The sequence below is a fragment of the Prochlorococcus marinus str. MIT 9107 genome (assembly GCF_000759855.1).
Taxonomy (GTDB): domain Bacteria; phylum Cyanobacteriota; class Cyanobacteriia; order PCC-6307; family Cyanobiaceae; genus Prochlorococcus_A; species Prochlorococcus_A marinus_N.
The window spans coordinates 105506-126141 of record NZ_JNAI01000007.1 but is presented as its reverse complement, the minus strand read 5'-3'; the positions used below and the strand labels follow the sequence as shown (position 1 = coordinate 126141).

Below are 20636 nucleotides of genomic sequence, written 5' to 3'. Positions count from 1 at the left end.
TCAAATATTCGCTAACTTATATTGGAAATAATCCCGAAAAATACTTACCTACACAAAAGTAGGACAAAAATTAGGTATAAATTCACTTCAAAAAATCTATAAAGTGTTTTAAATATGTTCTACGTAGACAGCTTGAGTCATGAAAATCAAAAATACTTCAGTTCTTAATCAGAATAATATTCATTTAAGTCAATTCAAAAATAAGCATAAATATCAAATACTTGAAAATTACTGGAAGAAAAGAAAGAAAGAATGTGAAAAAAATCTTTCAAAATTTTGCTAACTGATAATTATGAATTTTATTTTTTCTTTTTTATTAGCATCTGTGATGTGGGTACAGGTTCCACAGTGGGAGGCTGACTGGTCAAAATGTGCTGTAGATGTTCCCGATTCATCATGTCACTGGTACGTAGCTGCTCCTGATAATACTTTTGGGGAAGGATTTAATTGGGAAAACGCTCCTTGGTTCGATGCTAATGGATTACAGGATGTAGCTAAAATTGAGAAAGAATCTGTAGTAGAAAAACTTCAAAATAACTAAAGTTTCTATTTCATCAATTAACTTTTAAAACTATTTAAATCTAGTTGCTTAGTGGTTAACTTTTGATTAATTAAAAAATTTTTATGCGTTTCAAAGTAAGCCTCAAAAAAAATGGAAAGGAATTTGATGAAGTTGTTATAGCTAATAATAAAAAAGAGGCTATGGAAGTAGCTTTAAAAAACAATCCAGAAGCTCAAGCATTAAACTCTGATTGGACATTTAAGATTTAATTATTTACGAAGCTTAGGAATCAAAAGAGATGCAACACAAATAACACTAATTGCAGGTCCAGGCGAAAGATTAAAGACTATAGAGAGAATAAATCCCAGAAGTGAGATGCATAATCCAAAAAATGAAGACCTAATCATTGCAATTCTTAAACTATGAGCCTTATTTAGCCCTAACAAAGTTGGCGTAGAAAGAAGAGCAATTACAAGAATTACTCCCACTGCTGACATTGAACTAACAATTACTAATGCCGTCGTAAAACTCAAAGCAAGATTTAATAAAGAAACGTTTATACCACTTGCGGATGCACCTTCTGGATCTAATCCAACATAAACAACCTTTTCATATCCAAAAGTCATTAAAAGTATAAATACTAAAAAAGCAATTATTGTTCTAAGTAAATCTCCAAAATTTGCTGTCAATAAATCGCCAAATAATACTGCCTCCAAATCAATCCTTATTCCGAGTAGAGGGATTATAAGGACTCCAAACCCAAGCATTCCAGCAAGAATAGTATTCATAACTGCTTCATAGTTTTCACTTTTTCTATTAGTTAAACTTTCCGCAATCACCGAGCCTAAAAGACCACTGATAACACCACCAATTGAAGGATGAATTCCAAGCGCTAAGGCTAAAGCAAGTCCAGGCAAAACACAATGAGAGATTAAATTAACTTGTAATAATCTCTTATGGGTGATTAATACAGTTCCCATCGCTGGGCATAAGATCCCAGAAAATATAGTTATTATTAATGGAACCAACCACCAGTTGCTATTAATAAAAGACATTATTCGAAAGATTCGGTATGATCAAAAATACGAGGCAAAAAAAGATTTTGGAAACAATGGTAACTAAGTCTGACATTACCAAAAGACAAGAACAACTTCTTGAAGAACTTAATAAATGCGATGATGAATTGAGCGGTCAAGAATTGCATAGGCAGTTGATCACAAAAGGCAAATCTATGGGGTTGACCACTGTTTATAGAAATCTGCAAATCTTGATAAAGCATGGATTAATTCGTTCTAGACATCTCCCAACAGGAGAGGTTCTTTACACTCCCGTAGACAGAGATATTCATCATTTGACCTGCGTTCAATGCGGAGAGACGTCGAAAATGGAAGGTTGTCCTGTTAAAGATATTCATGCCCCTAAAAAAAATCCAAGAAAGTTTCAACTTTTGTTTCATACACTCGAATATTTCGGCCTTTGCCAAAACTGTTATCAAGCTCAAAATTAATAAGGAACATTTTCTAATCACAGAAATTATTTTCCTTTATAGAGCTTATGTTTATCGCATCTAATTTATCTTTTATTTGATCAGGACTACCAACTGCTAAAACACTTTTATCAAGAACGATTACTTGATCGTAGTTATTTAGAGACTCGCCCCAATCATGGCTACTTACTAGCAAAGAAAGTCCCGCATCTGCGAGTTGACGAACAATTTTCAGGAAGTCCTCTTTTGCGGGGGGATCCAATGCCGCACAAGGTTCATCCAGAAGAAATATTTTTGCAGGGGACATAAGAGTTTTTGCTAATAGAGCTCTTTGTTGCTGTCCTCCTGAAAGAGAATCGAGTCTTCTATTAGCCAAATTAGCAATTCCTACTCTTTGCATTGTCGCTTCTAATTCACAACATTTATTAATCCAAGAATTAGGATATTCTAAAAGAGCCTTGATTTGAAAGGGGTTATTACTTCTTGATTTTGAATACTTTATTTGACCAAGAGAGACCAATTTTTCAACTGTAATGGGAAACTTCCAATTCATAGAACTTCTTTGAGGCATAAGTGCCACTAGAGCTCTAGATCTATATAAATTTTCACCGTCTATTTTTATTTCGCCTTTATCTGGAGTATTTTGTCCTTGCAATATCCTCAAAAGAGTGGATTTACCGGCACCATTTGGACCTACTAGCGCTGTTAGAGTTCCAGGTTTAATCTCAACCGATACCTTATTTAAAGCTGGCTTACTTTTTTCTGTGTATGCAAATGTTAAATTTTCAGCGACTAAAGTAGCCATTAATTAATCTTCATGAAAAAAGTCACTTTACAAGCTTACCAATAATGCAAGCTGCGTATTATTTTCATAACATTTGATACCTTTTCTTGTCAGCTGTAATGAAAATGATTATCATTTTTAAGTATTTAATAATTTTTTATGTCAATTTTTAAAAGACTTTTATCAAATAAAACATGTTCAAGTAAGTCAATTATTAAAAATTCCGTAATCGCTGGAACGATTATATTTTCTGGTTTTGGGCAGGATGTAATGGCTAAAGGGAAGTCATACGTAGCAGTAGAACCACTAGTTTGTGATTTAGTTAAATCAATTGCGTTACCATCTGACGAAGTTACATGCTTAGTAGATAGAAAACAGGATGTTCATGACTTAAAGATCAATCCAAGACAAGCTCAATTACTAAATAGCGCAGACAAAGTATTCACTCTTGGCAAAGAAATGACTCCAAGTATGAGAAATTGGGAAAGTAAAAAGAATACTGTTGTTGTAGGTGTTAGTGCAATAGACGTAGATGATCATTCTGATCATGAAGGTCACGATGACCACTCAGACCATGGCGGACATGACGATCATGCTGAACATTCAGCTAAGGTAGATGATCATTCTGATCATGGAGGTCATGATGATCATTCAGACCATGGTGGACATGATGATCATGCTGAGGGTGCTTTCGAATGGGCAGGTAAATTCCAGCTATCTAAGGGTTCATACAAATGGTCATTTGAAAAAGTCGATGGCGAATATGCAGATCCTGCAATGAAGATGGTGATTCTCAAATCTAATGACATAGAAGGGTCTGAAGATTTAGCCAAAGAATTATTAGGATCTAAAGACTCAATAAGCAGAAAAAATGATGGAACTTTGATAGCAAGTAATAAAGCTTTTGTTCTTAACTTTGATCAAAGAAAAGAAAGTACTGTTTTTAACGTGGATATCAAAGAAGATGGTGAATATATATTTTTTACTGAACACATGCCTTTTGAGTTTGAAGCAACTCAACACTTTTTTAAAGACGTTTCAAATAGTGATGTAGAACCAATAGCACAAGTTCCAGACGAAGGAGAGGGGCATCATCATCATGACCATGGAGGTCTAGATCCACATGTATGGCATGATCCACATAACATCATAAAAATGGGAGATCTTATAAGCAAAAGTTTAAAGAAAGATATTTCAGTTTTTAATAGAGGTGACAGAAAACTAATTAATGAAAGATTCGAAAAAGCTGATTCTCTCTTAGAAGGCTTAGATAGTTGGATCGTCGAACAAGTAAGCTCTATTCCTGAGGAAAACAGAGTAATTGTCTCTAAACACAAAGCAATGGAATACTACGGGGATGCATTTGGTTTTGAAACCATTAGTTTACTTGACTTTCTTGGAGACTCCTCAAGCTTAAGGCCAGACAACATAAGTTCTACTTTAAAAATGTTAGATGAAGAGAAAGTTCAGGCAATATTTCCTGAACAAATTCCAGCATCTAAGTTATTAAGGAACTTAAGTAGACAAAGTTCAGTTCCTTTAGCTTCTAATCAAATATTCGTTGATGGATTGATGATGGATGGTAATACGGTTTCAGTAGCCGTACACAACACTTGTACAATTGTTGATTCATTAGGTGGAAGCTGTGATAAAGAATCTGGCTCCAATCTTGAGTCTGAATGGTACAAACTTTCAGATTAAATTTTTCTAATAAAAACGGTTTTCATTTCTTATGGTTACTAGTATTAAACTATTGTTTATTTGGTAAAAATCATTAAATGAGCATCAAAGATAAAGTTCCAGTTACTATTCTCACTGGATTTCTAGGTTCAGGGAAAACTACTTTACTTAATAGAATACTAAGTGAAGAGCACGGGAAAAGAATAGCCGTAATTGAGAATGAATACGGTGAAGTAGGGATAGATCAAGGGCTCGTAATTAATGCCGATGAAGAAGTGTTTGAGATGTCAAACGGGTGCATTTGTTGTACTGTTCGCGGTGATTTAATAAGAGTCCTTGGCAACCTTATGAAAAGAAGAGATAAGTTTGACTATGTTTTAGTAGAAACGACCGGATTAGCAGATCCTGGGCCAGTCGCGCAGACATTTTTCATGGATGAAGAAATTAGTTCTGAATTTACTCTTGATGGAATTGTAACTTTAGTTGATGCTGCTCATATTGATCAGCAGCTAGGAAGAAGTGATGAAAGTTCAGAACAAGTTGCGTTTGCAGATGTTCTTGTCCTTAATAAAACTGATTTAGACTCTGATGATGCACTAGATACTCTTGAATCGAGATTGAGAGATATGAACCGAATGACTCGAATCATTAGAGCCGAGAATGCCCAAGTACCAATCGAAACAGTCCTAAATCTAAGTGCATTTGATCTCGATCAAATCCTTAAACGCAGACCAACATTTCTTGAACCAGAATATCCTTTTGAATGGACAGGTGTTTACGACCTTGCTGCAGGTAAATATGAATTAATGCTAGAAGAAGGTCCCGATCCAGAAATGTCATTAGTAGCTTTCGCTAATCAAGGTGAGAGTGAAGAAGAACTTAAAGATGGTGCTGAATCCTGCGTAAGACTTTATGCAGAAAAAGCTAAAAGCATAGAACCTGGGAATATCATTCCATTTGGAGAACATATAAACCTTAAATTGGAGGATAAAGGAAATAAATCATTCATATTAATTATCGAAAAGGGATCAAAGATAGGTTTATATACACAGCACACTGCTGAAGAATTCAATATGAAAATCATTAAAAGTGAAGACAATAATTCAAAAGAGATCCCATTTAATATTGAAAGATTCTGGCAAGCCGAGCACGAGCACGATGATGAAGTAACGTCCATTGCAATTGAACGATTTGGAGATGTTGATCCAGAAAAACTTAATACTTGGTTGGGCAGACTTCTTTCTGAAAAAGGAGTGGATATATTTAGAACTAAAGGTTTCATTAGCTACTCAGGCAACCCACAGAGAATAGTTTTCCAAGGGGTACATATGTTATTTACAGCGCAACCTGATAAGGAATGGGGTAACGAACCTCGTAGAAACCAACTTGTTTTTATAGGTAGAAATTTGGACGAGAAAGAGATGAAAGAAGGTTTTGAAAAATGCCTGATATAGAATCATTTAGCCCAAGAGGCATGTTCCACGAGGGATGGACAGCTGAAGTTAATGATTATGCCATAGTTTGTGGTTGGGCTACTAAAGGAAAGTTATTCATTGTTGGGGATGTAGCAGGAGGTATTTTTGCCTTTGAAGGAGATACTGGGAAAATTATTTGGAAAAAAGAAAATACACACTCTGCTGGTCTATTAGCAATGTCCATTCATCCAGAAGGAGAGATTTTTGCAACTTCCGGTCAAGATGGAAATATTCAAATATATAATTGTCACGAAGGTAAAGTAATTAAAACTCTCGATCTTGGCAAGGCTTGGGTAGAGCATCTTAAGTGGTCAAATGATGGCTTATTTCTTGCAGCAGCTTCTTCAAAAAAAGTATATGTTTTTAATGAAATTGGTGAAGAAAAATGGGTATCAGATGATCATCCAAGCACAGTGAGTGCAATAAAATGGTCAAATAATAATGAGCTAGCTACAGCCTGCTACGGGAGAGTAACATTCTTTGACATAGTAAATAATAAAACGAATCAAAAGCTCGAGTGGCAAGGATCATTAGTCTCAATGGAATTAAGTCCTGATGGTGATATAGTCGCTTGCGGGAGTCAAGACAATTCAGTTCATTTTTGGAGAAGATCAACCGGAATGGATGCTGAAATGACAGGATACCCAGGAAAACCTAGTCACCTTTCTTTTGACGATAGTGGAAAATTACTGGCAACTAGTGGCAGTGAAAGAATTACAGTTTGGAGCTTTATAGGTGACGGTCCCGAGGGGACTATGCCGGTAGAGCTATGGCACCATACCGAACCTATTTCTAGCCTAGCCTTTTCAAATAAAGGCATGCTTGTAGCTTCTGGATCTAGAGATGGTTCTGTTGTCGCAAGTTTTCTAAAAAAAGACGGTAATGGTGACCCAGTTGGGGCTGCATTCGCAGGCGATTTAGTGGGTGCACTTTCGTGGAGACCTGATGATTGTGCACTAGCTGCAGTTAACGCAAAAGGTGTAGTAAATGTTTGGAAATTTAAAGTTCGTACTAATTCTTTTTGAAGGAATTTAAGCAGGAAAACAAAATAATTCAAACTACCAATAGTTAGCTTTTAAATGTCTTTCCATACAGATGACTTCACAGTCATTATCTATACCTTTTGGGTGAATATCGCAATATGAGAGACATTGAAAATATTCGTCTATAGGATTAGATTGATCAGCTTTACTAACTTCTTTCGAATGATTCATAAAAGAGTTCCTCAATTATTTAAAATCAAGATAGTCGAATTAAATATCAAAAGAAATAAGCAAAACTTACTAAAAATATCTCAAAAAAATTAACGCGATTGATTACCACTTTCGGACATTTTTAATAAAAAAGCAATGCGTATAAAAACGGATTGTCTTTAGAGAAATATTCCCCTAATTTTATATTGTTGAGTTCTAGGAGGTCTTTCAAAATGATCGATAGCCTGCCTGAAATTTCGGAATAAAACGAACTAATTTAATTAACTGCTCCAATTATTTTTTATTAATGTCTAAGCTTCCTTCTTCTGCATCGTTTAGGTGCCCTTTAAGAAACAAGCTTAATTCTAGAGTTTTTGCCCCAGTTAAAGACAATTAGTTAATTTTGGTGATCATTAGCTTAAAAGAAGTTAGCAACAAGGATCGATGATTTAGGTACGTTATTAACTTCAGTAAAAAATATAAGTAAGAGATAAAAGAGGGCTTAAATTAGCCCTCTTTTTTTTAATAAGATGACTTTCTTCTAGTTTTATAGATAATGATTAAAAGAATAAAATAAAATGGTTAAATATTATTGCCCATATTGCAATCCTAAATATCAATTTCAAAAACAATCCTCAAAAGGTAATTTGATTTGTGGCTTGTGTGGAGAGGATCTTGTAAAAAAACCATTTATTAGGTTGAACCAGATAATCGCTTTAGTTGCTGCTTCATCATTACTTTTACCGTTGATATATACTTTTATTTTTTTAATTAAAAATCAATTAAATCCTCCTAATAAAAATTATCAAGCAAATGGTACTTTAATGATCATTATCAAAGAAACAATTTCATAAAACAATTTTAAAAATCTCGAGTGGTCAACCTCTACATAGTGATTTATTTAAACAAGAATTTTTACTCTCAATATTTATTTGATCATCAATATTTTTTAATTTGTTTTTATTACTTATTACTTTAACTTTTTGCCCACAATGTTCTTTACAACCCCCATTAAATAAATTATGTGCATATAAATTGGAACTATTCGTAATTAATAAAAGAAAAATTATTTTATAAATTTGCATAAAATAAGACTTCATTTTTATTATGATTTTATCGGAATTAGTAAATAAATAATATCAGTTAATTCCAAGGAGTGTTTATAAGTCCCCAGATATCAAAGAAGAAAAATAAAACTGCAATAACAACAAGATCCCATGCTCTTTCCCTAAAAGCCCAAGGAGCAATAAAAACTTCCCCAAGTCCATGGAGTGCCGCCCCAATAGGTAAATGATCAAGAACAAGCAAACTGTGAGAGAGAATAAAAAGAAAGCTTGCGAAATATCTAAAAAAAACAAATTGCCAATTACTAGAATTCATACTTTTTTAGATTTTTAAAAAATATACTTCAATGATCAAAATAAAGAAATAGATCGAGTTAGGAGATGTTTTTTTTTGTAGCCATAAATACGAATAAAGATTTGAAGCTAAAGTAAAAGTTATTAAACCATGAAATATATGTTTTCAAGCTATCGTCCAAAAAATAGTTTTGATGAATACTTTAAAGATAACGTCAACTCTGCAAGAGAAATATTAATTCCACTTCTATCCTCTTTAGATAATATGGGTCTTGAAGAGTTAAACAGGAATCATTCTGCAGCAAAAAAATTATTATTAAGACATGGTGCCACTTTCAGATTAAACGATACTGGTTTAAAAGGTACTGAGAGAATATTACCTTTTGATCCACTGCCAAGAATAATAAGTAAAGATGATTGGGTAACATTAGAAAAAGGCCTAAAACAAAGGCTTGAGGCAATTGATTTATTCCTAGACGATATTTATAATTCTCAAAATATAATTAATGATGGAATAATTCCAAGAGAGTTAATCGAGAGTTCAGAAGGTTGGAGACCTCAAATGATAGGTTTCAAACCTCCATTAAATAAATGGTGTCAAATTTCGGGACTTGATTTAATAAGGGACAGAAAAGGAGATTGGCATGTTTTAGAAGATAATTTAAGGTGTCCTTCTGGGGTTGCTTATTTTTTAGAAAATAGATTAGTTATGAAAAATATTTTCCCTAATCTTTTTTCTGGAAGAATAGTAAAACCAATTGATGAATATCCATCATATCTTTTAAAAACTCTTAAAGAACTTGCTGTTTGGACAGACACTCCCAAAATAGTTCTACTAACTCCTGGAATTTTTAATAGTGCATATTTTGAACATAGTTATTTAGCGCAAGAAATGGGCATCCAATTAGTACAGGGTCATGACTTAATTTGTAATGATAATTATGTATATTTAAAAACTACCTCCGGTTTAAAGAGGGTAGATGTCATTTACAGACGAATTGATGATGATTTTTTAGATCCTCTTAATTTTAGAAAAGATTCCTGCCTTGGTGTTAGAGGATTACTTGATGTTTTCAAAGCAGGTCATGTTGCCTTAGCAAATGCACCTGGGACTGGAATAGCAGATGACAAAATGATTTATTCTTTTGTTCCAAAAATGATTAAATATTATCTTGATGAAGAAATTATTATTAAAAATGTAGAAACATATATTTGTCATTACGAAAAGGATCGGGAATACGTTCTAGAAAATTTACCAAAACTTGTTGTTAAGTCTGTCGCTGAAGCTGGTGGATATGGAATGTTAATTGGGCCTCACTCAACAAGCAGTGAAATAGAGGAATTTGCTAATAAAATTAGAAAAAATCCTAGAAATTTCGTAGCACAACCAACATTAGAATTATCTACTGTACCATCGTTATGTGATGGAGAACTATATCCATGCCATGTTGATTTAAGACCATATATCTTGAGAGGAAAAGATTCATGGGTTAGTCCAGGTGGGCTTACGAGGGTAGCATTAAAAAAAGGATCATTAGTTGTAAACTCTTCTCAAGGTGGAGGATGCAAAGATACATGGGTTGTAGGAAAATAATATGCTTTTAAGTCGTGTAGCAGAATCTCTTTATTGGATCAATCGTTATTTAGAACGAGCAGAAAATATATCTCGTTTTGTGGAAGTAAGTGAAGCAATGTCATTAGATTGTCCACCAGGAAGTGCAGAACCTTGGCTCCCGTTAATTGATGCTTCAAGCGACAGAGAATCTTTTGATAAAAGATTCCCAGAAAAAAAGCCTGATGACGTTATAAATTTTTTAATAAGAGATCGTTTAAATCCAAACAGCATAATTTCTTGTATTCAATTAGCTAGAGAAAACGCACGACAAATAAGAGACGTGTTGACAACAGAAATGTGGGAGCAAATTAATATTTTATATTGGAATATGCAAGAAGGAGAAGCAATATGGAATAAGCCAAGACAAGAACAATTAAGTGAAATAAGGAGAGCATGTCAGCTTTTTTATGGAATTACAGATGCGACTTTAAGCAAAGACCTTGCTTGGAGATTTAGCATTCTTGGAAGATTAGTTGAGAGAGCTGATAAAACATCGAGAATTTTAGATGTTAAATATTATTTACTTCTCCCCAGCCTAGATGAACTTGGAGGTGTTCTTGATGAGTTGCAATGGATCGCTCTTTTACGTTCCGCTGGAGCTTATCAAATGTTTAGGAAAGCAGAGCAAAATTCTATTAAGCCTGAATCAGTTGCAAGATTCCTTTTACTGGATCCAATTTTCCCGAGATCAATAAGATACTGTCTTGATGGGATAAGCAATACTCTTAAGATGATAGATACCTCTCCTCCTCCTGAAAATCCTTCCGAATTAGAATGCATGAGAGGCTTGCTCAAAGCAAAGTGGAGTTATATCAGAATTGAAGATATAATTAATGATGGTTTACATGAGGCAATCGATTCATTGCAAATTGATTTGAATAAATTAAATGATCTCATTCAAGAAAAATACTTTATCAATTAATAAGTTTTTTAATGAGAATTAAATACCTTCACAAACTTGAATATAAATATGAAGATCCTGTTCAATTAGGCGAACATAGATTATGTATAAAGCCAAGATCAAATGGATTCCAAAAGCTAAAGAATTTTGAATTAAAAATATGCCCACAACCAGAAATCATTTATCCATTACTTGCGGCCAGTGGTGAAGAGATTAATAGAATTAGATTTAATGGATTAACGGATAAATTAATTATTGAATCAACTAGTGAAATTGAGACTATTAAACATCCAAATATTATTGATGGGGTTAAAAATAGAGATTTAACATTACCTTTTTGTAGAAGCATTATTAACAGAGATTTACAGGGCGCATTAGAGGGATGGATGCCAAATGGCCAACACGATCCTTCTGCTGTTGAACTTGCCCAAGAAGCTTTAGCAGGAAGCATAAATAACGCATTATCATTCACATACCAACTAATAGAGATTATTCAAGATCGGGTTAAATATACCAAAAGACATACAGGTCCAGCATGGCCCGCTAGCAGAACACTAAGAGAAAGGGTAGGTTCATGCAGAGATTTGGCAATGCTTATGGTTGAAGCTTGTAGATCTGTGGGCATCCCAAGCAGATTTGTAAGTGGTTATCATTTTGAAGATCCGTTACCTTCTGATTTAGATTTACATGCTTGGGCTGAGTTATATATTCCAGGTGCTGGTTGGAGAGGATTTGATCCAAGCGGGAAAGGATTAATAGACGAAAGATATTTAACATTGGTATCCTCTTCCAAATCTAATTTGACTTCAGTAATTACAGGAAACTTTATTGGAAAAAATAATTTAGAAAATACTTTATCCTGGGAAATCAAACCTATTGAAATTAAATAAATACAGAATTATTAACCTTTTAAAATAAGAAAAAAAAGATAAATAAAAATATGTTTTGTTTTTAGTGTTTATTGATACGTTGTTAGATATATATATCTGTTTTCATTTGTTTATTCTTTAAAGAAAATTGAACTCAAGTTTACAAATTCCTGCTATTAAACCAAACAAATCGAAAATGTTTGAGTTGATAAGTTATGAAAAATTTCGCGATACAAAAGATGTCAGATTTTTTGATATAAGTATTAATGAATCAAATTATAGAGATTTAGTTATTCACAATGGTCCTGCAGTTAGTCCGCCAAATGATAGGGAATTTAATAATTGGCAATTTTATATACATCACAAGCAAGAAGATAATCTATTAGCTATTTCTGGGGGAAGAACATTTTTTCTCGTAAATTTTGGATGGGATTATCCATTTTATAAGGTTAGATTAGATTCTTGTGGATATATTTTAAAGATACCTAGAGGGACTTTTCATAGATCAGTATCTGATGAAAACGGTTCAATAGTTTTAAATCAAGCCGTAAGAGATAAATACGGTACAGTTGAATCTGAATTCAAGGTTACAAATAGCAAAGGGAACAAAAAACTTCTTGATTGTATAACCAATTTAGAGCCTAAATTTAAAATTTATAGTGTTAAATAATCTTAAAAAGGACTTTTAAATTTATATATCAATTTAAATAGTTATCTAATTGTTATAAAATAATATTATTGCAATTTTTGTTATGAAATTTTTTAGTTTTTTAAAATATTTTTTATGCATAACCTTTTCTTTCTTGATTTTATCCTCTCCAGTTTTTGCTGGCGCAAATGTTGCTGTTAAGGGAGAGGGAGATGAGGTTCCAAGTTATGTAAGATCGAATATTACAGGATATAATTTCCATGGAGAGGATCTTCATTTATCCTCCATAGCTGGAGCAGTAGCTAGAGATGCCGATTTTAGCGATGTTGATTTACATGGAACTACATTAACCCTATCTGATTTAAAAGGTTCCAATCTAAATGGAATCGACCTTACCGATACTCTTTCTGATAGAGTTAATTTTCAAAAAACAGATCTTAGAAATGCTGTTTTAATAAACATGATCGCATCGGGCAGTAGTTTCGCAGGAGCTCAAATTGAAGGGGCAGATTTTTCTTACGCTATTCTTGATAGCGAAGACCAAAGAAATCTTTGCGAAATTGCTGATGGTATTAATCCAAAAACAGGAGTTTCAACAAGAGAAAGTCTTGAGTGCCACTAGAAAATTAAAATCATAAGTAAATTTTCTTACCGTTTGTAATTTTATAAATTCTTTGTTCATCATCTTGAAATATCATTACGCCATTTAATTTAGATTTCTTAAATTTTGAAAGTCTTGCTCGGTGTATATTAGATTTTCTATTAATATTATTTTCACTATCGGAAATTCCAATAGAAATATTTATATTAGGATTTGAAAAGGTTTTTTCTTCCTCTCTTAAAAAAATTCTTTCGATATTGGCTTGCGTGCTCTTGAGTTTATTTTTAAATTTGTCTAATTTAAAGTTCTTTGGTTTTTTCGAGTTAATTTTTTTGTAAAACAAAAAGAAAATTCCTAAAATTAAAAAAACTAAAAAATTTTTCATTTCCTATTTAATTTTTATTTTTATATCTACGCCTAAGTTACTTTTAGTAGTTAATATTTCTTTTTTGAAAATTCCATAAGTAAAAATTCTAGATAAAGTTTTCAAAGATTTAAAAACCAAAACAACAGTGAATAAAAAGAAAACTATAAGGTTTTCTACAAGAAGATTTTTATTTTCATTATCTAAATTACTCATAAAAAACTTAAATCAATAATTACTCATAATTTTGTGCATATGGGCCAAAAAATTGACTAGTATTTCTTCCTATGATTTTAGCAAGATTTAAACTTTTATCTATATTCCATTTAGATGTCATTCCGTAAAGTATAGCAGCAGCGAAAGAATCGCCACAACCATAAGAATCAACCTTTGTTTTATTGTTTTTAAGAGCCTTATATCTTCCTCCGGGAAATATTATACCCCCATTCTCTCCTTCAGTTTTAATAATATATTTTGGCTTAACCGCTAATTCAGATAAAGAAAAACATTCTCCAGGATCAAGATTACTTCCTATCAATCCATCTAAAAGGACATTTGATTTATTAATTGTATTCAATCCCACCCTTGGAGTCGTACAAAGTATTGAAGCTGATCTAGCCATTTTAAAAATCTCTGAATCAGATGCAGTAATAAAAATTCCGTCCATATTTTTTAAAACGCTCCATTCTAAGTTGTCATTAGAATTTGGAGCCAACCTTTCTCCAATAACTGTAATTGCTCTCTCACCTTGTAAGTCAATTAAACTAAATCCTTTTCTAGTAGGTTTATCACGCCAAGCGACATGCAAGTTTATTCCCATATTTGAAAGAATTTTGAAGCATTTATCTCCATAATCATCTTTACCTAATGCAGTAAAAAAATGAATTTGGTTTAAAGTTAATTCTGAAAGTGTCTTCGCGATAATAGACCCTCCACCTGCAGGATATTCAAGTGACTTTTTAGAGTGAGAAATAACTCCTGGTTTTGGCAATTTATCGACGTTTAAGAAATTCATCCATTCAACATGACCTATTACAGCAAAATTTAAATTTCCTTTTTTAAATTTATCTTCTTCAAATCTATTATTCTTTTCAACAGCCATAAGCTTTTAAATACTATTATTAAAAGAAATTATTTTAAAAAGTGAACTCATTTAACATTCTAAAAGATAATAAACAGATCCTATCTTATCTTTACCTTTTTCTATCAATTTTGGGGGCTGTTCTTCCAATGATGGCGAATTTCGAATTTGCTAGAGAATATGGGAATAGTTTTGATATTAATAACTTTATTGCCTTGGCTAATGCAAATCCTGCAGCTCAGTCAATTTCCAGAGACTTATTAGTAGGAGCTAGCGCTATTTTTATATGGATAGTAAATGAATCAAAAAAATTGAATATGAAGAACATGTGGGTTGTTTACATTGGTACTTTTCTTATTGCATTTGCATTCTCTGCACCTTTTTTCTTATTTCTAAGGGAAAGAAGAATTATTGAATTAGAGAAGATTAACTAAAATAATTTTTTAAATAGAATTGCCAATACAATAAAGCAACAACATGAAATAGAAAGCCAGATTATTGAGGCATAACCAAATAGATCCAATATACGTCCCGAAAAAAATGGTCCAAAAAAATAACCCATAGCAAAACATTGTGACAATAGAGCAAGTGCAAAACCTTTTTTGTTTGAGGGAGCTATTCTGAAAACAACATCTGTTGAAGTTGGAAGAAATGAAGCAGTGCCTAAACTAACTAATATCAATGAAAAAGAAATCAAATAAAAAGCTAGGATATTTAAATAGCTAGAAATAAATAATAAAAATGAAGCAAAAGAGAAGTTTATTAAACTAAATTTCAATCCAAATAATCTTCCTTTCTTTGAAATCCAAGAACCGACAGGCCATTGTAAAAACAACAATAAAATTAACTGAATAGAAATTATAAAACTAGTAATTTCTTTACTTAATGCATTCCGAGATACTCCACCTTTAACAAGATCCAAAGGCAAAGTCACCTGAATCAAAGCTAAAGATGTAGTTATCAATAAAATAGATAAAATTATTATTTTGGAATTTTTATTCCATTTCAATTGTCCCTGATTAATTGGATCTACTAATTTCTTTTGGAAATTTTCTAAATTTCTTTTAATAGAAGAACTATTTCTAGATATTAAATATGTAATAACTAGCATGCAAAATATATCATTAATAAAAATTGATTTATGGTACATAAAATTCGTCATAACCCCCCCTAAGAAAACCCCTAGAAATATTCCAAAAGCCTCCGAACTTCTCACAAGAGCATAAGCTTTTCTTGTATCAATCGGATGGCAAAAATATGGCACTCCAAACTCGGCAGAAGGCCAATATATACCTGCAGCCGCACCAACAAATGATTGCCCAATTATGTAAAAAAAAGTATCTCTAGAAAAAATGAGAAATAAGCTAGCAGCAATACTTAGAATTGATGAAGCAATTAATGGAAATTGTATTTCGCCTGTTTTATTAAGATAATTACCTGTAAAGAATCTTGTTACGGTTCCAATTATTGCTGAGATGGTAAAGCCCAAGCCAATATCTGTTGCCGATAAGCCAATGTTATTAAAAATGAGTGATGTTAAATAAATAACACCTCCTGCGCCAAAAGCGGCGTAAAATCTTATTTTGGTTATTAACCTCAAATGATATGGAAATTGAATCCACCAATTTTTGCTAATTTGAATACTATTTGGACTAATCACAAGTGAAATACATTTTTATAATTTTTTTAGGTTTTTATAGTTTATTTTTTAATAATTGTTCAAAAGCAGCTGAAAAGGTAAATATTAATTTTGAAGAGATGGAAATCCCTCTTACTATAGAACAATTATCAAAATTAGAAAAATACAAAGAAGATTCAACAGAATTAGTTGATTGGTTAAAAAAATATGGATTTATAAAAGTTTTTGAATTATCAAAATATATAAATTTTCCAGTTTTCAAGGAAGAAGGATTAAATAGAGAAGTATTAAGAAGTTGGATAGGACGTAAAATCCTTACAGAATTAAGCAAAACAATTATAGTCCCTAATGACAAAAATGGAGTCGAAATTTATAACACTATAGAAAATTTATTAGAGGAGAAAAAAGAAGTTTCAACATATGACATCATTAAAGCATTACCTTCAGAAGAAATTTCATTAGATATTGATAACTTAATTTTAATAATATCGGCTTGGAAGAATGAATTAGCAATGCAACAAGATCTAATATCGAAATTAAATAATCTTGAGAAAACAAACAAAGCAACTTTTAAAAAAATTGATAATAATTTCACTTCAAATCTTATTAAGATAAATAAAAAGATTTATGCTCCTCACCGAGTAAAACCATTAGAAATTGAATTATGGAGAAGCAAAAGAAAAAACAATGATAAAGAACTAATAATTTTTATGCCAGGACTTGCAGGTGAAATCGATAATTTTAAGTGGTTAGGAAACGAATTAACTAAAAGGGGTTGGCCATTAGTATTCATAGACCATAGAGGAAGTAATTTGAAAGCCTTTACGGAAGTTATTGAGCGTGGAAAATCAATTCCAGGAAGTGCAGACTTTTTCTTATATAGAATTAAAGATTTAGAAGCTGTAATAAAAGCACATGGGGCTGGAGAATTTGACCTTCCTAATGATTCTTATATCTTAATGGGGCATTCACTTGGTGCTTTAATAGCACTTTTATATGAGGGCAATAAACCAACTGATCAACTTGAGGAAAAATGTGATTCAGCATTAAAAGACTTTGCTCTAACAAATTTATCTAAATTACTTCAATGTCAATTGAGCGAAATACCATTTCCTGAGCAAAATAATGATAAGAAGGCTACTGCGATAATAGGTTTTAATTCGTTTGGAAGTTTATTATGGCCAAAAGAAAAAAGTTCTGGGATTGAAATACCAACTCTACTTATAGGTGGAACATATGATCTTATTACACCCTTAATGAATGAACAGTTTAGAGTTTTTTCAGCTTTAAATAATCCGTCAAATAGGTTTCTAATTTTTGAAGGTGCAAGTCATTTCTCTCCAATAAGAATTAATAATAGTTATAGAGAAAATAATGATGTCTTCAAAATAAGTAAATCTTTTATTGGTTCAGATCCAAATTTAGTACAAGAATTATCTAAGGAACTTATAGTTAAATTTTTAAAAAATATTAAGGACCAAGAGGTCCCTACTGTAATTAAAAACCAAAGAGATTTGGGACTTGATTTCCATCTTTTAGATCTTGAAACTATTAAAAAAGTTTCAAAAAATTAGTACTCTATTCTTGGATCTAAATACGCAATTAAAATATCCACAAAGAGATTTAAAGAAACTATGAGAATAGAAGTAAAAATTACAATGCCTTGAACCAAGGTATAGTCCCTTTGAGAAATTGCTTCATATAATCTTAAAGCAATACCTGGCCATGAAAAAGTTACTTCAAACAATAGAGCTCCTCCAGCTAATGAAGCCATAGTCAACCCAGAAATAGTGACAATTGGCAATAGAGCATTAGGCAATGCATGGTTTAAAAAGATTTTTTTCCTCGATATCCCTCTACATATAGCAGCATTTACATAATCACTTTTTAATGTCTTATCCAAATTTACTCTTAATGAGCGGCTGAATATACCACTTAAAAGGAAACCAAGTGTAATTGAAGGAAGTGCTAGATGATAAAGGCTATCTTTCAAAGCAATAATATTATTTGAAAGAATACTATCTAAAACTAGAAAACCTGTAATTTGAGGTTGTTGCTGAAATATTGGAAATCTTCCCCCAATTGGAGAAACCTTAAAAAATACAGAAAATAATAATTGAGCTAACATCGCCCCCCAAAAAGGAGGTATAGAATATGTGGCAATTCCTAATATTCTCAAAATATAATCAGTTTTTTTACCCCTATTTCTTAAGCCAATTAATCCCAATGGGAAACCTATTAGTGTGGCACTTAATATTGAAAAGAAACAAAGTTCAAGACTTGCAGGAAATGACTTAAGAATAATATTTAGGACTGGCTCTTGGGTACTAAGAGATTGGCCAAAATCTAAGTGCAATATATTTTGAATATAGGAAAAATATTGATTTATTAAAGGTTCATTTAGTCCCAATTTATTTCTTAGAAATTCTCTTGAAACCTCATCGGCACCAGATCCAATAATTGCATCGACAGGATCGCCAGGAGCGACTCTCAATAAAATAAAAACTAATGAAGAAATTATCCATAACATTATTGGTATTAATGAAATTTTTAATAAGGAATAATTTAGTAGTTTCTTTAAATTTCTACTCATCAATTAACTTAAGATCACTCAATGAGATTATTCCTGCACCATTAAAAATAGGTTTTGATATCTTATTTTGAGACCATGCTTTTTGAGAGGATATCCAAATAGGAATGTAAGGAATTGAATTTGCTGCTATTTTTTCAATTTCAACAAGTTTTTCTAATCTTTTATGTCCACTTATTTTTTCACTCTCAAGAAATAAACTTTCCACTTTATTAGATCCCCAAAAACTACCGCTATAAACTGATTCTCCTTTTTTACATATGCCATCAACTATTTCATTACAACTTAAAAGTGGGGTAAGATAGGCTTCTGGATCTGAATAAGCTCCAGTCCAATCTAGAATAACAGCTGTGTAAATTCCTAAACTTAGATTCTTATAAACTGTTGTAGATTCAACCCCATTAAGTTCAATATCAATACAATCTTTCAAAGAATTTTTTATTTCTTCCTGCCATGTCAGGGCAATAAGTTTATCAGCTGGTACATTCGATCTGTAAGTAAGAGGTATTTTCAGTATGTTTCCATTACAATAATTCTCTTTTTGCAATAAACTTCTCGCTTCTAAATAATCATATTTAGGCCACAGTCCTTGATTATCGTTTTTTAATATCGGAGGAATAATTGATCTTGATGGTTTTCTTAAGCCATAACTTACTTTTTCACTAATTAGTTTTCTATTAATACTTTTAGCTAAAGCAAGTCTTAAATTAAGATTGTTTAATGGATAAGAACTAGTTCTAAGGCTTATAAAACTTAATTCGCTAAAAGGGCTATTACCTTCTTTAAATTTTTTATTTTTACTTAAATTATTTAAACTATTTCGCTGAATATCATCAATTGAGTTAGATAAGAGTACATCAATTTGTTTACTTTTTAAAGCTCCAAAAAGAGAGGATGAATTAGAATAACCCACAAAACTAATACCCTTATTTAGTGGTTTTTCTCCCCAATAATCTAAATTTGGATTGATCAGTTGAACTTCATTAGAAAAACTCGTAAGTACATACTTGCCAGTACCAATGAATTTTTCATTTAGATACTTATCAGAATATTCTTTATAAAAGATAGGAGAAATTGGTGTTAAATATACTGATGTAAGTAAACCATTTAAAGAACTTGATGGTTTATTTAAATTTATTATGACTGAAAATTCACTTGGAGTTTCAATTGATTTAATCCTATTTCCTAAAATATAATTCATCTTCCCAATGTTTTTGAATCTATCAAAAGTAAACTTTATTGCGTTTGAGTTAAATGAAGTACCATCGTGAAATAAGACATTTTTTCTTAAATTAATAGTTATCTTAAGTCTATCCTTTGAAATAATTGGCATTTCTAATGCCAATTTAGGTATTAATTCTCCATTAGAACTTAATTCATATAATGTGTCTCCAAGAGAACTTATTAATTGAAGAGCCTTAAGCGTATTAGCATTGGCTGGATCTAAAGATTCGATTTTCCCATAACTTGCAACTATAATTTTTTGAGATATATTTTTTGAACCACAAGAATTAGGTAATAGAGAAATAAAAAAAATAAAAATTGTTATAAGAAAATTTTTTTTCATCTTTATAAGTAACAAATTATTCAGAAGATTGATTAGAGCAAAAAATTTGTAAGGTTATTTTACTTATTTCTAAAGCAAATGTTTTTTTAGAATTACTGGCGAAGGGCCACTCTCTAACCCAACAAATTTTTTTATCTAGATTGATACCAATTACTTGAAAAGTCTTATTGCTATTTTTAATATTTACGCAAGCACCTTTATAAAGGTTTTCTGAACAAATTAAATTATTATTTTTTCTATATTTTTTATCTAATAATTTTGAATGCATCATTATAGCTTTAA

At 31.7% G+C, this 20636-nt stretch carries 27 protein-coding genes; 15 read left to right on the top strand and 12 right to left on the bottom strand.

The features are described 5' to 3' along the window. Positions 1-139 precede the first annotated feature (139 nt). The 3 genes from EU92_RS10130 to EU92_RS09900 all read left to right on the top strand — a co-directional run bounded on the left by EU92_RS10130 (position 140) and on the right by EU92_RS09900 (position 771). Positions 140-283: a hypothetical protein gene (locus EU92_RS10130; RefSeq protein ID WP_206537409.1), complete on the top strand. Its 144-nt coding sequence runs from the start codon at positions 140-142 to the stop codon at positions 281-283. A 9-nt stretch (positions 284-292) separates the two neighbouring features. Then, the gene (locus tag EU92_RS04070; RefSeq protein ID WP_011376589.1) at positions 293-541 is read left to right on the top strand and encodes a hypothetical protein; all 249 of its coding nucleotides are present in this window, start codon (positions 293-295) and stop codon (positions 539-541) included. Positions 542-624: 83 nt separating this feature from the next. Beyond that, complete coding sequence (locus tag EU92_RS09900) at positions 625-771, top strand: hypothetical protein (RefSeq protein ID WP_011863089.1); 147 nt, start codon at positions 625-627, stop codon at positions 769-771. Here EU92_RS09900 and EU92_RS04075 read toward each other — a convergent pair whose 3' ends face one another. Next, entirely contained in the window at positions 772-1557 is a 786-nt protein-coding gene (locus EU92_RS04075) for a metal ABC transporter permease (RefSeq protein WP_032514152.1), read from the bottom strand. 17 nt (positions 1558-1574) lie between these two features. Here EU92_RS04075 and EU92_RS04080 point away from each other — a divergent pair, with 17 nt between their 5' ends. After that, positions 1575-2009: a Fur family transcriptional regulator gene (locus tag EU92_RS04080; protein ID WP_032514153.1), complete on the top strand. Its 435-nt coding sequence runs from the start codon at positions 1575-1577 to the stop codon at positions 2007-2009. 13 nt (positions 2010-2022) lie between these two features. Here EU92_RS04080 and EU92_RS04085 read toward each other — a convergent pair whose 3' ends face one another. Then, positions 2023-2793 carry an ABC transporter ATP-binding protein gene (locus EU92_RS04085; protein WP_032514154.1) on the bottom strand — a complete coding sequence of 257 codons (771 nt, stop codon included), beginning with the start codon at positions 2791-2793 and terminating at the stop codon, positions 2023-2025. 138 nt (positions 2794-2931) lie between these two features. Here EU92_RS04085 and EU92_RS04090 point away from each other — a divergent pair, with 138 nt between their 5' ends. The 3 genes from EU92_RS04090 to EU92_RS04100 all read left to right on the top strand — a co-directional run bounded on the left by EU92_RS04090 (position 2932) and on the right by EU92_RS04100 (position 6952). Continuing rightward, complete coding sequence (locus tag EU92_RS04090; protein WP_032514155.1) at positions 2932-4473, top strand: metal ABC transporter solute-binding protein, Zn/Mn family; 1542 nt, start codon at positions 2932-2934, stop codon at positions 4471-4473. A gap of 77 nt (positions 4474-4550) precedes the next feature. Further along, the gene (locus EU92_RS04095) at positions 4551-5906 is read left to right on the top strand and encodes a CobW family GTP-binding protein (RefSeq protein WP_032523564.1); all 1356 of its coding nucleotides are present in this window, start codon (positions 4551-4553) and stop codon (positions 5904-5906) included. Further along, on the top strand, positions 5894-6952 hold the full coding sequence (locus tag EU92_RS04100) for a WD40 repeat domain-containing protein (RefSeq protein ID WP_032514157.1): 1059 nt from the start codon (positions 5894-5896) through the stop codon (positions 6950-6952). The genes EU92_RS04095 and EU92_RS04100 overlap by 13 nt, the downstream gene beginning before the upstream one ends. 33 nt (positions 6953-6985) lie before the next feature. On the opposite strand, the gene EU92_RS09895 is transcribed toward EU92_RS04100, so the two are convergent. Then, a complete protein-coding gene (locus EU92_RS09895; protein ID WP_193741761.1) occupies positions 6986-7141 on the bottom strand; it encodes a hypothetical protein in 156 nt (51 codons plus the stop codon). Between the two features lie 557 nt (positions 7142-7698). On the opposite strand from EU92_RS09895, the gene EU92_RS0109015 reads away from it, so the two are divergent. After that, the gene (locus EU92_RS0109015; RefSeq protein ID WP_032514158.1) at positions 7699-7974 is read left to right on the top strand and encodes a DNA gyrase; all 276 of its coding nucleotides are present in this window, start codon (positions 7699-7701) and stop codon (positions 7972-7974) included. A 24-nt stretch (positions 7975-7998) separates the two neighbouring features. Here EU92_RS0109015 and EU92_RS04105 read toward each other — a convergent pair whose 3' ends face one another. Further along, the gene (locus EU92_RS04105) at positions 7999-8220 is read right to left on the bottom strand and encodes a hypothetical protein (protein WP_193741762.1); all 222 of its coding nucleotides are present in this window, start codon (positions 8218-8220) and stop codon (positions 7999-8001) included. Positions 8221-8263: 43 nt separating this feature from the next. Further along, positions 8264-8500 (bottom strand): hypothetical protein, encoded by a 237-nt coding sequence (locus EU92_RS04110; RefSeq protein WP_025914705.1) that lies wholly within the window; start codon positions 8498-8500, stop codon positions 8264-8266. A 129-nt stretch (positions 8501-8629) separates the two neighbouring features. On the opposite strand from EU92_RS04110, the gene EU92_RS04115 reads away from it, so the two are divergent. From EU92_RS04115 to EU92_RS04135, 5 genes are all read left to right on the top strand, one after another. Further along, entirely contained in the window at positions 8630-10072 is a 1443-nt protein-coding gene (locus EU92_RS04115) for a circularly permuted type 2 ATP-grasp protein (RefSeq protein WP_032514160.1), read from the top strand. 1 nt (position 10073) lies between these two features. Further along, positions 10074-11015: an alpha-E domain-containing protein gene (locus EU92_RS04120; protein WP_025914707.1), complete on the top strand. Its 942-nt coding sequence runs from the start codon at positions 10074-10076 to the stop codon at positions 11013-11015. An 11-nt stretch (positions 11016-11026) separates the two neighbouring features. Further along, positions 11027-11884 (top strand): transglutaminase family protein, encoded by an 858-nt coding sequence (locus EU92_RS04125; protein WP_032514161.1) that lies wholly within the window; start codon positions 11027-11029, stop codon positions 11882-11884. A 175-nt stretch (positions 11885-12059) separates the two neighbouring features. Beyond that, complete coding sequence (locus tag EU92_RS04130) at positions 12060-12533, top strand: hypothetical protein (protein ID WP_032514241.1); 474 nt, start codon at positions 12060-12062, stop codon at positions 12531-12533. An 82-nt stretch (positions 12534-12615) separates the two neighbouring features. Further along, positions 12616-13134, top strand: coding sequence for a pentapeptide repeat-containing protein (locus tag EU92_RS04135; protein ID WP_032514162.1), 519 nt, complete (start codon positions 12616-12618; stop codon positions 13132-13134). A 10-nt stretch (positions 13135-13144) separates the two neighbouring features. Here EU92_RS04135 and EU92_RS04140 read toward each other — a convergent pair whose 3' ends face one another. The 3 genes from EU92_RS04140 to EU92_RS04150 are packed head-to-tail and all read right to left on the bottom strand — an operon-like array spanning position 13145 to position 14579. Then, positions 13145-13498: a hypothetical protein gene (locus tag EU92_RS04140; RefSeq protein WP_032514163.1), complete on the bottom strand. Its 354-nt coding sequence runs from the start codon at positions 13496-13498 to the stop codon at positions 13145-13147. 3 nt (positions 13499-13501) lie between these two features. After that, entirely contained in the window at positions 13502-13693 is a 192-nt protein-coding gene (locus tag EU92_RS04145; RefSeq protein ID WP_032514164.1) for a hypothetical protein, read from the bottom strand. A 19-nt stretch (positions 13694-13712) separates the two neighbouring features. Then, complete coding sequence (locus EU92_RS04150) at positions 13713-14579, bottom strand: carbohydrate kinase family protein (protein ID WP_032514165.1); 867 nt, start codon at positions 14577-14579, stop codon at positions 13713-13715. A 41-nt stretch (positions 14580-14620) separates the two neighbouring features. Here EU92_RS04150 and EU92_RS04155 point away from each other — a divergent pair, with 41 nt between their 5' ends. Continuing rightward, on the top strand, positions 14621-14992 hold the full coding sequence (locus tag EU92_RS04155) for a DUF2834 domain-containing protein (RefSeq protein WP_032514166.1): 372 nt from the start codon (positions 14621-14623) through the stop codon (positions 14990-14992). On the opposite strand, the gene EU92_RS04160 is transcribed toward EU92_RS04155, so the two are convergent. Continuing rightward, on the bottom strand, positions 14989-16218 hold the full coding sequence (locus tag EU92_RS04160) for an MFS transporter (RefSeq protein ID WP_032514167.1): 1230 nt from the start codon (positions 16216-16218) through the stop codon (positions 14989-14991). The two genes, EU92_RS04155 and EU92_RS04160, sit on opposite strands and share 4 nt — an antisense overlap. 2 nt (positions 16219-16220) lie before the next feature. Between EU92_RS04160 and EU92_RS04165 the strand changes: the two genes are divergently transcribed. Then, on the top strand, positions 16221-17771 hold the full coding sequence (locus EU92_RS04165; protein ID WP_032514168.1) for an alpha/beta hydrolase: 1551 nt from the start codon (positions 16221-16223) through the stop codon (positions 17769-17771). Here the strand turns inward: EU92_RS04165 and EU92_RS04170 are convergent. Genes EU92_RS04170 through EU92_RS04180 form a run of 3 tightly spaced genes read right to left on the bottom strand, consistent with a single transcriptional unit; the run spans position 17768 to position 20622 of the window. Further along, a complete protein-coding gene (locus EU92_RS04170) occupies positions 17768-18790 on the bottom strand; it encodes an ABC transporter permease (protein ID WP_032523563.1) in 1023 nt (340 codons plus the stop codon). The genes EU92_RS04165 and EU92_RS04170 overlap by 4 nt on opposite strands. After that, the gene (locus tag EU92_RS04175) at positions 18783-20354 is read right to left on the bottom strand and encodes an ABC transporter substrate-binding protein (RefSeq protein WP_032523436.1); all 1572 of its coding nucleotides are present in this window, start codon (positions 20352-20354) and stop codon (positions 18783-18785) included. The genes EU92_RS04170 and EU92_RS04175 overlap by 8 nt, the downstream gene beginning before the upstream one ends. A 16-nt stretch (positions 20355-20370) precedes the next feature. Further along, positions 20371-20622: a hypothetical protein gene (locus tag EU92_RS04180; RefSeq protein ID WP_241432568.1), complete on the bottom strand. Its 252-nt coding sequence runs from the start codon at positions 20620-20622 to the stop codon at positions 20371-20373. Positions 20623-20636 lie beyond the last annotated feature (14 nt).

What these genes read in the sequence shown, in the direction of transcription:
- EU92_RS04135 (WP_032514162.1), top strand. Translation starts at nt 12,616, where the DNA reads ATGAAATTTTTTAGTTTTTTAAAATATTTTTTATGCATAACCTTTTCT.
- EU92_RS04070 (WP_011376589.1), top strand. Translation starts at nt 293, where the DNA reads ATGAATTTTATTTTTTCTTTTTTATTAGCATCTGTGATGTGGGTACAG.
- EU92_RS04170 (WP_032523563.1), bottom strand. Translation starts at nt 18,790, where the DNA reads ATGAGTAGAAATTTAAAGAAACTACTAAATTATTCCTTATTAAAAATT.
- EU92_RS04085 (WP_032514154.1), bottom strand. Translation starts at nt 2,793, where the DNA reads ATGGCTACTTTAGTCGCTGAAAATTTAACATTTGCATACACAGAAAAA.
- EU92_RS04145 (WP_032514164.1), bottom strand. Translation starts at nt 13,693, where the DNA reads ATGAGTAATTTAGATAATGAAAATAAAAATCTTCTTGTAGAAAACCTT.
- EU92_RS0109015 (WP_032514158.1), top strand. Translation starts at nt 7,699, where the DNA reads ATGGTTAAATATTATTGCCCATATTGCAATCCTAAATATCAATTTCAA.
- EU92_RS04090 (WP_032514155.1), top strand. Translation starts at nt 2,932, where the DNA reads ATGTCAATTTTTAAAAGACTTTTATCAAATAAAACATGTTCAAGTAAG.
- EU92_RS04120 (WP_025914707.1), top strand. Translation starts at nt 10,074, where the DNA reads ATGCTTTTAAGTCGTGTAGCAGAATCTCTTTATTGGATCAATCGTTAT.
- EU92_RS04095 (WP_032523564.1), top strand. Translation starts at nt 4,551, where the DNA reads ATGAGCATCAAAGATAAAGTTCCAGTTACTATTCTCACTGGATTTCTA.
- EU92_RS04100 (WP_032514157.1), top strand. Translation starts at nt 5,894, where the DNA reads ATGCCTGATATAGAATCATTTAGCCCAAGAGGCATGTTCCACGAGGGA.
- EU92_RS04115 (WP_032514160.1), top strand. Translation starts at nt 8,630, where the DNA reads ATGAAATATATGTTTTCAAGCTATCGTCCAAAAAATAGTTTTGATGAA.
- EU92_RS04105 (WP_193741762.1), bottom strand. Translation starts at nt 8,220, where the DNA reads ATGAAGTCTTATTTTATGCAAATTTATAAAATAATTTTTCTTTTATTA.
- EU92_RS04130 (WP_032514241.1), top strand. Translation starts at nt 12,060, where the DNA reads ATGTTTGAGTTGATAAGTTATGAAAAATTTCGCGATACAAAAGATGTC.
- EU92_RS04140 (WP_032514163.1), bottom strand. Translation starts at nt 13,498, where the DNA reads ATGAAAAATTTTTTAGTTTTTTTAATTTTAGGAATTTTCTTTTTGTTT.
- EU92_RS10130 (WP_206537409.1), top strand. Translation starts at nt 140, where the DNA reads ATGAAAATCAAAAATACTTCAGTTCTTAATCAGAATAATATTCATTTA.
- EU92_RS04180 (WP_241432568.1), bottom strand. Translation starts at nt 20,622, where the DNA reads ATGCATTCAAAATTATTAGATAAAAAATATAGAAAAAATAATAATTTA.
- EU92_RS04080 (WP_032514153.1), top strand. Translation starts at nt 1,575, where the DNA reads ATGATCAAAAATACGAGGCAAAAAAAGATTTTGGAAACAATGGTAACT.
- EU92_RS04150 (WP_032514165.1), bottom strand. Translation starts at nt 14,579, where the DNA reads ATGGCTGTTGAAAAGAATAATAGATTTGAAGAAGATAAATTTAAAAAA.
- EU92_RS04110 (WP_025914705.1), bottom strand. Translation starts at nt 8,500, where the DNA reads ATGAATTCTAGTAATTGGCAATTTGTTTTTTTTAGATATTTCGCAAGC.
- EU92_RS04175 (WP_032523436.1), bottom strand. Translation starts at nt 20,354, where the DNA reads ATGAAAAAAAATTTTCTTATAACAATTTTTATTTTTTTTATTTCTCTA.
- EU92_RS09900 (WP_011863089.1), top strand. Translation starts at nt 625, where the DNA reads ATGCGTTTCAAAGTAAGCCTCAAAAAAAATGGAAAGGAATTTGATGAA.
- EU92_RS09895 (WP_193741761.1), bottom strand. Translation starts at nt 7,141, where the DNA reads ATGAATCATTCGAAAGAAGTTAGTAAAGCTGATCAATCTAATCCTATA.
- EU92_RS04075 (WP_032514152.1), bottom strand. Translation starts at nt 1,557, where the DNA reads ATGTCTTTTATTAATAGCAACTGGTGGTTGGTTCCATTAATAATAACT.
- EU92_RS04125 (WP_032514161.1), top strand. Translation starts at nt 11,027, where the DNA reads ATGAGAATTAAATACCTTCACAAACTTGAATATAAATATGAAGATCCT.